Origin of the sequence: Legionella sp. (genome assembly GCF_965140895.1) — a bacterium.
Lineage (GTDB): Bacteria > Pseudomonadota > Gammaproteobacteria > Legionellales > Legionellaceae > Legionella.
In genome coordinates this window covers 1-13,786 of record NZ_CBCSKT010000101.1, presented here as the reverse complement: position 1 = coordinate 13,786, position 13,786 = coordinate 1, and the positions used below count along the sequence as shown (strand labels likewise).

Here is a 13,786-nt window from a genome sequence, read left to right as displayed (position 1 = left end):
CTCAATCCCTCCGTGGACGCATTAATGATAGTTTTCAGATCATAAACCCAGTACCTTCAAGTTGAATGGGTATATATTCACCATACCAATTTGCTAGCACTCACCCAGTTATGGCTACCAGGAGGGTTTTTCTCTCACGATTAAATCCCCAGAGCAGTGCTCTTTCGTTACATTGTCAGGCCAGCTCTTTATTCATGGCCTTAGCATCGTCCAGTAGTATGAACGGTTTGCGCCGCCTCCATGGCTAAGGCAAACAACTTCTCAATGGGTGAGTAGACCCGTGGAACTTCCCCACTAGCCCCTCGCAGAACCGTGCATGAACTTCTCAGTTCACACGGCTCCCATTAGATGAACACACTTGTTATACCTGCTTTCCAATGGGCAAATAATTCCGTATTTTTTCTTGCTATTTCCTCCATATGCTCTGCAGCATACGTGGGCCTTTTCGCAAGCTTTTTATACTTCTTCATGCTCCATCGTACTAGCGTTCCATTCAGTCTTTGAAACACACTGTTCAGCTCCGACTTGGTGAATTTTCCATAGTACTCTAACCATCCCCTTATCATCGGGTTTAGCCATTCTGCTATCTGTTGGAGATTTAGATTGCTTTTGTTCCTCACGTTCAGCTCCCTAATCTTCTGAGTGATGGCTTGCTTTGCTTTGGGACTGATAGCAGGTAGAAAACCGCTGAATATCTTTCCTGTTCGGTATTCTATCGCTCTCCTGGTCCTGAATTCATACCCAAGAAACACAAAACTTGTGCTGCCTTCGTACGCTTCCTTTGGGTTACGTCTTCCGCAATACACTATCTTTGTCTTCTCGGGATGAATTTCTAGCTTGCACTCTAAGAACCTTTCTTCAAGCTCCTTCAATAAAGCTTCTGCTTGCTCTTTGGTTCTACAGTGGCATATGCCATCATCAGCATAGCGACACCACAATGATTCAGGATGGCTCCTTCTCATCCAATCATCAAACACATAGTGCAAATATAAATTGCTTAGTAGTGGACTAATAACACCGCCTTGGGGTGTTCCTTTGTCTCTATTCCTTATGGTGCCATCGGCTAACTCCAATGGTGCTTTTACCCATCGCTCTACATATAGCAAGATACATTTGTTTTTTGTGTGGTGACGTACCGCCTTCATCAATAGCTCGTGGTCTATGGTGTCAAATAGCCCTTTGATATCAAACTCTATGAGCCAATCATACTTCCAACACCTCTTGCGGGTTACTCCTATGGCTTGCAGCGCAGATTTATTCGGTCTGTATCCATAGGAGTCTTCCAAAAAGTGCGGTTCTACACTCGGCTCAAACATGAGTTTGATTGTCATTTGTGCTATCCGATCTGATACAGTCGGCACTCCAAGTAGCCTTACTCCTCCTTGCTTCTTAGGGATTTCAACCCCTCTCACCGCTGGTGGAAAATAGCTGCCTGAACTCAGTCTGTTCCAAATTTTGTATAGATTCTTACTTAACTTCTTGTCAAACTCTGCCAGTGATTCATGATCTACACCTGAACCTCCTTTGTTTGCTTTGACTTGTTTATAAGCTTCCCATACTAGAATTTTTGGTATATCAAATGGTTTTGGTTTATCCAACTCTTATCCTCTCGTCGAGTTTTGAGGTTGATAACCTCACCTAACGCTGTCCCTTTGCTCCGCTTCCATTACAGAAGCTTCAGCGCTACTACAGACAGCTCCGCCACAGTAACTGGCATCGATACTCTCACTCTTGGGATTTTACTCCTTGAATTTCTCTCTTTGCATCCAGATGACTGCTTCCCGTAGTTCCACATAAAAGCCCAAACTAAAATCGTGCCATCTCTACACCGAACGCCACATATACAGTAAACAGGTGTCCTATATGTTTATCCCAAGATGAAGTCGAGACCTTGGTTTTGACGTTGTTTTCGACTAACGATGCTTCAACAATGGTTCAGTTTTATTCACCTTTCTAGTTTATACCTCGCCAGCTCAAGCTGACTTTCCTTAACGCTCACTACCATTGCTCTTTACAACAGCAGCTTAAGGTGGTTTGTAGCCAGCTCCTGTAAGCGGACTACGGCGGGTCTACCGCCATCTTTCATGTAGCTTCGCTACGGCACACCAACCTCGTGTCGCACGAACTAATCTTGTCCGAAAATGGGGGCTACGTACACACCAGGCCTAATACTAGTGAATTACAGTATGGCAATACAGGAAAATAATGCGCCATTGATTCAAAAAAACAATACAGGCACTTAACTTTACCTTACACTGGGTATTCGTTCAGGGGATGTGCTCGAAGCTTGGTGGAGTGAACGATTACGTACCTGGTTGCTTGCAATCGAATCGTCTACGATCATGCTCCGAGACAAAAAATGATCCTGTCTCGGAGTCCAGATTTAAGGGTGGATTGCAAGGCACATCTAAATCGTCGCAGAAGAAGAATTATTGTTATCTACCTCATCATCATCCAAAGACGACGGTTTTTTTAATGCTCCCAGCTCCTCTTTCATGTCTTTTACTGTTTTCACAACAGACTGTACTTGCTTTTCGGAATCAGAAGGACGGAAAAACATATTTGCCCTAGAAGCACCAATACCAATACCTACAGCAGCTCCAGTGGCGGTTGCGGCAATCATTGCTCCTTGAAAACCACCTACAAATGCCCCAACAATCGCGGTAACCAAAGCCCCAGGACCAGTGATTGCACCTGTAGCAAAACCAAGCCCCAGACCAATTGCAGCACCAACAGCACATCCAACCGCTGCAGAGGCCACACCGAGTATTAATCCTACAATAACTTTACTGCCGGCATTCCAGTTTCTGCCATAACGGATGCTTTTATCGGTATATTCATCTGCGGCCTTAACAAAATCATCTAACGTTAAGGGATTATTCTTATCATAAATCTTATCCATAAATTCAATTGTATTTTCCGCAATCTTCAGTGGATTAGAATGAGCTATTTGGGCTAACGTTTTTCCATTTCTAATCTCGGAATCCAGTTCAACCATTAATTCTTCTTTTAAATTCACTAGATGTTGATGAAGTTGATTGTCTTTAGGTATTGCATCAATCTTGTCTTGCAAGGGTTTAAAATATTCATTCAGGCACATAGAATTAATTGCTTGATAAATGGCTTTATTGTGGACGGAGTATTTTTCAAGAATTTTTTTACATGTTGCGCTATACTCTGTCACATTCTTATTGTCATTCTGGTAGTATTCTTTCGATGCCTTAAGCAGTTCGTTTACAAATTCTTGCTGCTGTGGATTTTTCTGCACATAGAGGTCTAAAGTCATAGTCAGATCGCAATAACGTTCTTGATCCGATTTTCGGTGATTGTAATGAGGTTGGGTCATTCCAAATAACACATGTTCTGGTATAAATTTCGCTCCATTATACTTGTGCTCCAGCTGAGCGTGACGCCAATTCACTGCATCAATTCGCTTGTTGCCCGTATTATTAGCAATAAGATTACCGCCAAAATGCAGATCCCTTACTCTAAATGGTTCTTCATAATCATTCGCTAACCGAGCCAAAGAGTGATATGCATTTCTTTGCGTTGTTACTAAACTGCGTTCCGTTTGTCCTCTTAAAGAATGCTTATCATCCTGTAAAATTGATAACGTCTTTGCCGTACCAAGAGTTAAGAGCTGTACTCCAGCTTGATAAATGAACACTCCTTTTTTATCACCATGTTTTTCCTGCAAATAGTCTTGATAATGTACATCCTTGCCCTTTTCATTCACAACCCAACAATTTGAATTTCTTTGTTGGATATCATGTATACCTGGCAATGTTTCAATTTCAATTTTTGTTTCTGGATGAAACTTGGGAACTAGGGCATCAAATGCCAAGGGACCTATGGGTTCTTCCTGCAAAGTAATAGAAGCCTTTTGAACTACATCACAGTCACTCAAATCATAAGCCTGATTGGCGATGAATAGATTGCTATTCAATTTGGTTGAGGTCTGGAAATTACCCGGTACGGGATCACGAAAATCAACCGTGATGTTAATTTTTCCTTTCAGCTCCGGATCAGCCTGAATCATTTTAATCGCGAGCATTGCGGAAAGACATCCTCTCGAATGGGCAACGAGATTAACTTGAGTCATTTCCCCATCGGGCAAATTTTCTAAATTCGTTTTTAAATCCTTAACAAAATTTTGAGCCTGCTCTTCTACTCCATGAGCAAACAGACCTCCACCATGAATCTGACACCCGTCATATGCCAAAATAGTTGTATTCGATGACGTTACAGTCGCTTTAATCGCTTTTAAGCTAGCATCGCGTTCTGTTGTATAACCCGTGCCGCAAAAAAAACCAATATAGTGCTTAGCCATTAAGTAACTCCACTTATTCCTCATGCTTTCATTTTAAACAAAATAGCTTATCCCAACATTAACAGCCACCCTTTTTTGCAAAATAAATTTTCATTCCTCCTACATTCCTAGACCTTCAGTCCCATTTTTTTGAATTAATTGGAAAGATGGGCTTTGTCGCAAAAAAATAAGGGCTGGTTTACAATCGGTGCCATCAATACCAAGGGTGGTACTAATATGATTAGTTTCAAATGGCGTCATTTTAAGCAGGATATTATCTTAATGCTGGTTTGTTGAACAATTTGCTCTGTTATATTTTTTTGACAGCCCATTGCATCAATCGTGACAATACAGCCTTTAATAGCCAGGCTATTAAGCAACTCGGGAATGGCCGTTATCTCATTACTCTTTTCTGCTGTTTTCTCTTGTCCCAGTACGACACCATTGGCACTAGACCAGGCACTAACCATATGGATTGCTGATTTTTCATCACGTTTATTAAAGCTTCTGCGCAACGTTTTTCCATCAATGGCAATAATGTCACCCTGAGTGACTTGGGTGATTGCTTGAATCCAGCGTGCAAAACAGCTTGCAAATTGTTTCGTATTTAATTTCCTCATAACTCGAGCAATTGTATCGTCCACTGGAATCCCATTCTCATAGGGTAAAAATTGTCTTAAGCACTCTAACTTCAGTAGGCCAAAATCTCTAATGGATTTCCAACCTTCACAGCCAGAGATTGTCGCGCTGATGATTAAAAATATAATTTCAATCAACGGATAACGCTTCGTTCTATCGACTCTTGGGTCTTCTAATGCTTCAAAGTGGGATAAGATATCTGCTTGCATCATGCTTCCTTTATAAAAAAGGAGTATTTGATCATCCCTGATCCATTTTGTCGATCTCTAGATTATACATATCGTTTGGTTATGGCATTAGCCATAATTAGACGATCTTGCTCTGGCCAACGGCGCCTTGATTTGATTATTCATTAAATAACCAGTAATTGTTGATTTCCAAACAAAAATGACTAAAATAAGTCCATTAAAATAAAACAGGAGATTTAATGATTAATAATAATTCACACTCATTCTTGGCCCAAAATAGTTTATTACGTAAACGTGAACGTTATGATGCTCATGATAATAACTTACGTTTACGACAAGCGGCACGAGAAGGAGATCTTGAAGAAGTAAACCGGTTATTGCACCAGCATAATTTGGAGAAGGATGCCGCCGCAAGAGGTATTAACCCAATAACAAATAAGCCTTATTCAGCCGCTACTGCATTACATCAGGCGGTAATAGGTAACCACCATGCGGTAGTAGTTCGCCTCATTAAAGCAGGTTGGTCTATTTACTGCAAAAATATAGATCAGAAAACTCCTTTAGACTTGGCAAAAGATCCGAAGCTAATCACAACGATTCAACAGGCTTATGGTATCCAACATTTCTCTAAAAGATTAGAGATCATTTTTAATGCTTTAAATCTTGAAGGGCGTTTAAAATTAAGTAAAGAGGAGCCTATTCGCGTTTTAAGTTTAGCTTGTGGTTTGGCTTTTGAGGCGCCTGTACTCCAACAACTTTACCCTCATCGAAAAATTCATTTTACCGGCGTTGATATAGAATCTGATTGTTGTACGGAATCTCAAGAAATTTGTAGCGAACTTGATAATGTAGAATTTATTACGGCAGATGCGACGGATGTGAAGAAACTACGGTATTTATTTAATAAAGAGCGTTTTGATTTAGTAATTATTCGACAACCTGATATTTTTAATCGCCGTCAAATATTTACTGACATTCTTAGTAAGACCGTGCCGGCCATGATTAAAGCAACAGGGGTTGTTTTTATCAGCACTTATCATAAAGAAGAGCTTATTGAGGTAGTTCAATTGATGAAAAAAGAGTTTCTTAACATCCCTAACAGCTTTTGTGAGCTAGGAGATCATTCGCAAATCATAATTAATGGAGCATTCTTAAGCCCTGATTCTTATTCACAATTAATGGTTTGTAGCCCTGCATTACAAGAAACAATCCAAGCTGAAGCGAATAGTGGTTTAAATCTGAAACGTTAACGCCTGTTTTTCGGGTCCATACATGACGGTGCCCTCGCGGCTTTTAGCTTCGCGCGTTGGCGAGTCGATTTCGGGGACTGGGACGTCCCGGGGCTTTGTCGCAAAAAGTTTGCTGATGAGGTAGTATCGTCATTTTATCTTGGACTATCAACGATGCTCAGTTTCAAGTGGCGGCATTTTAAACGTGACATAATCTTAATGCTGGTCAGATGGTACTTGGCCTATTCATTGAGTTATCGTGACGTTGAAGAGCTGGCTCTGGAACGGAGCCTAAAAGTAGTTCATTCGATGATTAACAGGTGGGTGCTCCGCTATGCACCGGAGCTGGAGGAGGTTTTTCGTAAGCGTCACAAACGACCCGTAGGGATTTCCTGGAGGATGGATGAAACCTATATCAAAGTAAAAGGTCAATGGGTGTATCTGTACCGTGCCGTTGATAAAGAAGGTAAGACCGTTGATTTCATGCTGTCAGAAAAACGGGATGAGCCTGCTGCACGAGCATTTTTTGAGAAAGCCATTGGGTCAAACGGCATACCAGATAAAGTAACCATGGATAAAAGTGGAGCCAATAAAGCCAGTATCGATACCATCAACCTACATTTGGCGCTTTTGTTTATGTTGGGTGGTGTGTTTACACAAATCACCGTTCGCCAAATCAAATACCTAAATAACATCGTGGAGCAAGACCATCGTTTTGTTAAAAAGGTCACCAAGCCTATGAATGGATTTAAAGCGTTTCATTCGGCAGAGGCGACATTGGCAGGGATTGAACTACACCACATGCTGCGGAATGGACAACATAGAGAATCTGCTAATCAATCTATTTTTGAACAGTTCTATGGACTCGCTGCATAAGTGTGACCAAAATAAATCTGGCTTACGCCTGGTCGATAACCCAACGAGTAGGCCAGGTAGCATCTAACCAACATCAAAATAATGTCCTGCTTAAAAGGGCACCACTTAAAACTCAGCATCGCTGATCGTTCCCTTGCAAAAAGACAGAGTCTACTCTGGGAATTAATTTTTTGCGACAAAACCAGAAATACTATAAACAAAGAAATTGGTTTGAAATAGAACAGGAGATTTTTTACCAGGATCCCGGACGGAGGTCATTCGAACTCCAAGGTGATGCTTCATTAGTCCCCCCCCGTTAAATTTTAAAATTTTGTTCTTTTTGTGCTTTAAGGTTTTGATCATAACTAACTACTTGATCAATTAGTTGTTTCTTAAAAGACTCAAAATCTAAAGGCTTTTTCACAAAAGGAACTTGATTATCTTTTAACATTTTGGACATAGTATCGTCTGGGTTCGTATCAGCACTGTTCAATAATATAGGTATCTTGCAAACCTCATCATCTTCCACATTTCTAACATATTTAATCAGAGCACTTCCTGTCATTTTAGGCATGTCATGATCCGTTAAAACACCATTTATATACCCTCTTTCCAAGTCAGTCGCGAATCGTTTTATATCATTAGGAAACTGATACGGCTGAGCAACGAGTACATAATTCGTCAACGTCTTTTGAGCCCGCTGCACATACATTTGTCCCGTCATTAAAGCAAATGAATCATCATCAACAATAGCAATATACAATGTATTACCGATACTCGGAACATTAGGCTCAAGGGGATGATTTAGATTTTGCTTGTATCTCTTTTTAAACTCTTCAAAGCTATCTAGTTGTGGCATCACCCTTTGCCGCTGTAATTCTTTATATTTCTCACTTAAACTTGGTGATTCATTATCGCTGTCCACCAACTCATCTTGCTTGAAATGTTCGTTTTTATCTTCCATGACGCCCTTCCTTTATCCGGTTAGTAAATTTATTTATCTATTTAACTATAGATTAATCTAATCATAAATTCACAATTAAAAGGCCTAGTGTAATGAAATGGACTCCTCTCCTAATCGAGGCAATACTAATGTCTTGTTGAGGAATTTAAAAAAGAGGAGCTTATAATGAACATGACTACCCTTGGCATTGACCTTGCAAAAAATGTTTTTCAATTGCATGGGGCAAACGATTGCGGAAAGAAAGTATTTGGTAAACGTGTTAGCCGTGAAAAATTTGCAGAGATTGTTCAACAAGTTCCCGCAAGTTCAGGAGCGTAAGGCCTTTTAGTGTACTTAACATTTTATTGATTGAATCGCCTACTACACTGCACTATTTATCCAAAAAATTCCCACTAAGCGCTCCAATTCGTTTGTTTTCATTTTTCAGGGACCGGAAAAAAAGATAAGTCGTGAGACGCGTTGAGATAGATAACATTTTATAAGCACAAAATTTGTCGTAGTCCGTCATCTAACGCGTTTAAGTCTTTATCTGAAAGGCTCCCAGCCATGTTTTTTAATCGGTTTTTATCGATGGTTCTTATTTGATCGCAAACAGCAGTGACTTGTTTTCCTAGACAGGAAACCGAGATAGTAATTGGAGGCCTGGCTGTAGCAGACGTTGACAAAGGAACAACCACCATCGTGCGTCGAGCCTGATTAATTGGCGTTGCGCCAACTAAAACACAGGGCCTGAGTTTATTAATCTCCGAACCCGTAGTGGGGTCAAGATTGACCCAGTACACCTCACCACGATTCATCATGTAATCCATCATGAAGGGTTACATTCCACTCATTCATTTCTTCATTTAAATCAGACTCCTGCTCAATCGCCAGAGCGCATTGATACAGTTCTTTTTCACGGCGTTCGACTTCTTGCTCAATAAGACGAGCAATCACCTTGCTGCGTTGTCGTTGCGGAATGGCCGCTCTCATTCGAGAGGCAACTTGGTCCGGTATTGAAATAAGCACTTTATTCATCGTTATCTCCTTTATATAGGATATAGTATAACTTATATCCAATGGCAAGTTAATGCTCAATACACTGGATTTTTATCGTGTCGATGCCACGCAACCGAATTAATATTGTGAAAAAACCGGGTTATTTGTCTATAATAAAAACAAAAAGGACTGCTTAGGATGCCGTGATGCCCCAAACGAATGACCATTTACAGGAATTACTGGCCAATCAAGACACTCATGCCCCTTGGTTTCTATTCAATGAGCATCAGCCCGATGCATTAAAACGTAATTTAAAGCTACTCAGGAAACTCAATAAAACCTCCGTCCTCACGTTGGACGACTTAGAGCAATTAACGGAGCAGGCCCTCCACAGTGCGCTGTCCAACTACACCAAAACGCAAGCACAAAGCCCTCCTACTCCAGTACAGCCTTCAACGCCGGCCCAATTTTTTCATTCACGAATGAGCCAATCACCCTATTTTTATGACATTCGTTCTTATCTAGAACCAAACGCAAGCGCCCAATCACCCGACAGCACGCTCTCCACATCCAAGCCATCAAGCCCCGCCACGCCTGAGCAAGTCCATGGCTTTCCATTGAATGAAAACGAAGCCTTTACCGCCACCCGTTATTTTTCAGAAGACCAGAAAAGCTACGCCAAAATCGTGGCAAAAAACGGGGAGTTTACCGCCACATCAAAAAACTTAACCCGGGCGCAAGAAATCGACCTGACCCTGGAAATGAGCTATCAGTTTTTATTGAACCTGCCGTCCGATAAAAAAGAAATCCACATCAATGGCTCCCTCAAAAACATCCATCAACTCCATGCCGCCCTCCTCTATTTACAAAAAGAAGCTGCTCCGCGTTTTGACGACATCACCTTCCGTTTTCCAGAGGGCATGTCGATTACCCCTGATGAGGGTTACATTACCCAACACGTGGGAACCTTCAGTGAACCACCACGACAACTCGCTCAATGGCAAGAATTTTTGAAGATGGAACTAAAGACCCCAAGCCATGGCGTGGACACCGACAAACCCAATTCAAACAAAGAACGCCCACCCCTCATCGATATGGAACGTGTATTTAACAGCAAAGAGCTATCCCAACAGGATAAAGCTCAGCTCAATGAATACCAACGCTACCTCCAGGACGTATGGGTTGGTGGCATTAACGAACTCAAAAAGCATTCAGGCGATACGGGGCTTTTAATGAGAAACCATGACGAATTCTTGCAGCGCACCGAATCCGCCATTCTTCTGTTAAGAAAATCTCCGGCTCTAAATAGCGAATGTGAGGCCTTAATTTCTCTCTACATGAAAACGGCCCAGACCTATCAAAAAACCCTGGATGGACTGTACCAAAACGACCTAGAGTATGAAACCAAGGTCAAAAAGGTGATGTCGAAATTACAGGAGGCGCACAAGGAGGCGCTGGAAGAATGCGCGCATGAACTCAGCAAGCACCTTCAATTAGCCCTGAACTGCACCGCTGATTTAAGTGAATCCCAACAGGCAACGTTGAAGCAGCACCTTAATACCCTAAGCGAAATCGATGCCTTAATCAAAAGCCAAGAACCGCTCTCGGATGAGATGCGTCGCTCGTTTGGCGCTCAAATGCTGCATGCACTCAAAGATTTAGAGTCCATCAACGATTATTCAAAGTCCCCCCTTTTTCAACACATGAAGGAATTTGCCCAGGAACAGTCGGTGGCGCAAAGTCAAATTACCCAAACCAACAGTGAGGGCTTATTACACGCCAGCACTCAGGTCAAACAGCGATTAAACCAATTTAAAAGTGAATTGCAAGCCCCTGCCAACTCGGATGTGATGTTCAGTGCGGAGCTTAAAGAACAAATAAATGCTTTAGCAGAAAAAACAGGGCAATTTATTACTGGATTAGAATTAGAGGCCAAAGAGGTACCCTCAGCCTTAAACGAACTGCAGACTCAATTAAACGAGGCATCAAGCAAAATCAGCACAAGTACCAGGGAGTGGGAAGCATTAAAGCAACGCCTGGAGGACGCGTTACCTCACATCGAGAGCAATCGCCGTTTAACCAAAGCCTGCACCGCACTAAAGAGCAAATTGAGCGCGCCCTCACCGGAGGTTCCACCACCTAATGAGGCTCACGAGGGACAAGGGCTTACGCAATAGAAAACAAAAAATGTTTTATTAAAACACAGTATCGATATAATACGGAACTTTTACATGCAAAGGAGGACATTATGTCCCTGGAAACCGAACTATTTAAATTACTAAATAAACGCGAGTATGTCACGGCCTTAACCTTACTCAAACAAAATCCCAATATAAACGTGAATGCCTTAAATGAGGAAGGCGGCTCATTATTTATGGAAGCGGTGATGAAATTCACCAAAGAAGTTCCTGAGCGCTACGCCTTTATTGAGATGCTGTTAAGCAATCCCGAGTTTAAACAGGCCAATAAGCCCTATGACGATGAGGCGGTAACCCCCTCCATGTGTGCATCCAAAGGCAATGATCCGACATTAACCGAACTTATTTTAAAATACAAGGACAACCACAACATGGAGGTACTTTTTTTAGGTAAAAGATTAATGTATGAGGTACAAGCCAAAACCATTTCCGACCTGGAAAAATCATCCTCATCCCTGGTACGTGATGCCCTTCCCTCTCACCGAGAAGTCTTGGCAATTTTATTGCAGATGACGGTTCATGAAGCCATTAAAAGAGACGACCCCAGCCTACTGCAACGCGTGGTGGATGCGGGAGCAAAACTGTCTCTCCCTTTGAAGGATAAAACCTACCCAATGGATTTAGTGAAAGGCCACCCTGAGCTTAAAGTCCATGAGTGGCTTTCAGCGTACATCAAGCAGCAAATCTCCACGAATTCTACCCTTGCTCTTGCAACCCTTGGTCTTGGCCGTCAACACCAAGAGCGAGAACAAAAACTGATGGAGAAACACCTCGAACAAACCAGTGAGAACACCAAGAACCTGTTTAAATTTTTTGACTATAAAGAACCGCAATCAACCACATCGGAAGCCCCGAAACCAAACACCAATGGCATAAAAAACCCGGGCCAATAAAGAACCTTAGTTCAGGTGTTCGTTAACGAACACCTGATGCTTTGGCGAGAAAAAGAAAAACGAACAAGAAAAATCCATTTCGTCAGCATCCAAGACGAACCACTGCCCTCCCCTACCATCGAAAAAGCTCTTTATCCGGAGTCCGCCATCCACCAAGAGGCTCATTCTCGTCATAATAAACATGAACCCTCTTGAAGGAATGACTGGATAATTGGTCGTACTCGTCATCCTCCATGAGCTTAAAGGGTTCCTCATCATCCAGAATGGAATGAAACATCGCAGACACCAAACGACGGCCATGCCGTTGCGCTTTAGCGCGCCGATTTTTTCTTTTGGTGTTTTTATGACAAGCGTCTTCGAAGCGCTTGACCTCCTTGCTTAAAAAAGCATCGAGGTACTGATAGGTTTGATAGGCCATGAGCACCTGATTTGGGGGTCCTGCAAAAACAAAGGGTGTTCTGTTTCCCGAGGTAATCGATGCGGTGGTACAGCCAAAGATTAATCTTAAAAAAAGAAGGAGCTCATCGGCATAATGGTCCATGGTCAAATTCGCGATGTAAAACCCTTTACTCACCGCAAAGAGTTCGGAATTAAAACGGCGAGCGAATTGGTTTTGTTTCAGGGCCTCGTGTTGAATGGCTAACAGGTGCGCGCCCACGTGGTGGCAATTCTCTGGCGTTAACGCCTCATTCAGAGTGTGGCTAAAATAGGTAAATAGCGCGTCATCAGGCTTTGTAACCGTAAGTTGGCTCAGGTACTTACGGTATTTTTTATACGCTTCGTTGCGTTTAAAATCATAATTGTCTGACTTACGGGGCCAATGAGGCGCCCTACCCCATAGAGCATCGTCCACCTCATCATCCCACAAGCGCAACTCCTCCTCAGCAAAAAGGGAAACCGCATGGGATGTTTTTTCGGGTGTGGACTTGTTTAGACTGCTGATAAACTCAGGAGCAGAAAGGATGGGATTGATAATGGGAGCAGGTGTAGAGGTACGCTCTTGGTCGGTAGGTTCTTGATGATTTTCCAAAAGCTGAATAATTGCCTCAGAAAGGCTCATGTTCTGCTGCCTGGCATACTGTTTTAATGCGGCATAGGCTTCATTACTGATGGAGAGATTTTTGGGCTTATTTTTAGCGAGGTATTTTTTTTGATTCAACGCGCGATAACAGAGCCGCCAGGTTGTTGCATCAACAAAGGCATCAATCCATGTTTGCAGTCGAGTGATGGTTTCCTCATCGATTGCATCGATATTAATTTTTAAAAATTCATCAATAGCCTGGGTGCGACTGGCCTCCTGCAAATCGTTTCTGAATTGCTGATTTTGAATCGCACGTTGGAAATAGGCATGACAGGGTAACACGTCTTGGGCGGACAACGTTCGTTTTTTATTAGCCATAATCGCTCGAAATACATTAAGCAGACCTCATTAAGTATCTATAACAAAGTAGCATAGGCATCATAATTAAAATTGATTGTCGAAACAGTCCTACCCTCATGAAAATGCCATATTAACTTTCGTATTCGTTGGAT

General features: G+C 42.1%; 12 protein-coding genes. 5 read left to right on the top strand and 7 right to left on the bottom strand.

Going from position 1 to position 13,786, the window contains the following annotated elements; translation table 11 throughout:
• Positions 1–344: 344 nt before the first annotated feature.
• The 3 genes from ltrA to ACQY7T_RS11025 all read right to left on the bottom strand — a co-directional run bounded on the left by ltrA (position 345) and on the right by ACQY7T_RS11025 (position 5,160).
• Positions 345–1,598 (bottom strand): group II intron reverse transcriptase/maturase, encoded by a 1,254-nt coding sequence (gene ltrA / locus ACQY7T_RS11035; RefSeq protein ID WP_428413381.1) that lies wholly within the window; start codon positions 1,596–1,598, stop codon positions 345–347.
• Positions 1,599–2,407: 809 nt separating this feature from the next.
• On the bottom strand, positions 2,408–4,330 hold the full coding sequence (locus tag ACQY7T_RS11030) for a hypothetical protein (protein WP_428413379.1): 1,923 nt from the start codon (positions 4,328–4,330) through the stop codon (positions 2,408–2,410).
• 236 nt (positions 4,331–4,566) lie between these two features.
• Positions 4,567–5,160 carry an ISAs1 family transposase gene (locus ACQY7T_RS11025; protein WP_428413378.1) on the bottom strand — a complete coding sequence of 198 codons (594 nt, stop codon included), beginning with the start codon at positions 5,158–5,160 and terminating at the stop codon, positions 4,567–4,569.
• A 215-nt stretch (positions 5,161–5,375) separates the two neighbouring features.
• Between ACQY7T_RS11025 and ACQY7T_RS11020 the strand changes: the two genes are divergently transcribed.
• The gene (locus ACQY7T_RS11020) at positions 5,376–6,386 is read left to right on the top strand and encodes a methyltransferase domain-containing protein (protein ID WP_428413376.1); all 1,011 of its coding nucleotides are present in this window, start codon (positions 5,376–5,378) and stop codon (positions 6,384–6,386) included.
• A gap of 153 nt (positions 6,387–6,539) precedes the next feature.
• A complete protein-coding gene (locus ACQY7T_RS11015; protein WP_428413374.1) occupies positions 6,540–7,241 on the top strand; it encodes an IS6 family transposase in 702 nt (233 codons plus the stop codon).
• Positions 7,242–7,536: 295 nt separating this feature from the next.
• On the opposite strand, the gene ACQY7T_RS11010 is transcribed toward ACQY7T_RS11015, so the two are convergent.
• On the bottom strand, positions 7,537–8,184 hold the full coding sequence (locus ACQY7T_RS11010) for a hypothetical protein (protein WP_428413372.1): 648 nt from the start codon (positions 8,182–8,184) through the stop codon (positions 7,537–7,539).
• A 165-nt stretch (positions 8,185–8,349) separates the two neighbouring features.
• Between ACQY7T_RS11010 and ACQY7T_RS11005 the strand changes: the two genes are divergently transcribed.
• Entirely contained in the window at positions 8,350–8,502 is a 153-nt protein-coding gene (locus ACQY7T_RS11005; protein ID WP_428413370.1) for a hypothetical protein, read from the top strand.
• 158 nt (positions 8,503–8,660) lie between these two features.
• Here the strand turns inward: ACQY7T_RS11005 and ACQY7T_RS11000 are convergent, their stop codons facing one another.
• Positions 8,661–8,984 (bottom strand): type II toxin-antitoxin system PemK/MazF family toxin, encoded by a 324-nt coding sequence (locus tag ACQY7T_RS11000; protein ID WP_428413368.1) that lies wholly within the window; start codon positions 8,982–8,984, stop codon positions 8,661–8,663.
• Positions 8,968–9,201 (bottom strand): hypothetical protein, encoded by a 234-nt coding sequence (locus ACQY7T_RS10995; protein WP_428413366.1) that lies wholly within the window; start codon positions 9,199–9,201, stop codon positions 8,968–8,970. The genes ACQY7T_RS11000 and ACQY7T_RS10995 overlap by 17 nt, the downstream gene beginning before the upstream one ends.
• A gap of 167 nt (positions 9,202–9,368) precedes the next feature.
• On the opposite strand from ACQY7T_RS10995, the gene ACQY7T_RS10990 reads away from it, so the two are divergent.
• Complete coding sequence (locus ACQY7T_RS10990) at positions 9,369–11,339, top strand: hypothetical protein (RefSeq protein WP_428413364.1); 1,971 nt, start codon at positions 9,369–9,371, stop codon at positions 11,337–11,339.
• A gap of 71 nt (positions 11,340–11,410) precedes the next feature.
• Positions 11,411–12,253 carry a hypothetical protein gene (locus ACQY7T_RS10985; RefSeq protein WP_428413362.1) on the top strand — a complete coding sequence of 281 codons (843 nt, stop codon included), beginning with the start codon at positions 11,411–11,413 and terminating at the stop codon, positions 12,251–12,253.
• 112 nt (positions 12,254–12,365) lie between these two features.
• Here ACQY7T_RS10985 and ACQY7T_RS10980 read toward each other — a convergent pair whose 3' ends face one another.
• Positions 12,366–13,652, bottom strand: a complete 1,287-nt coding sequence (locus tag ACQY7T_RS10980; RefSeq protein WP_428413360.1) for a DUF7168 domain-containing protein — start codon at positions 13,650–13,652, stop codon at positions 12,366–12,368.
• Positions 13,653–13,786: the final 134 nt, after the last annotated feature.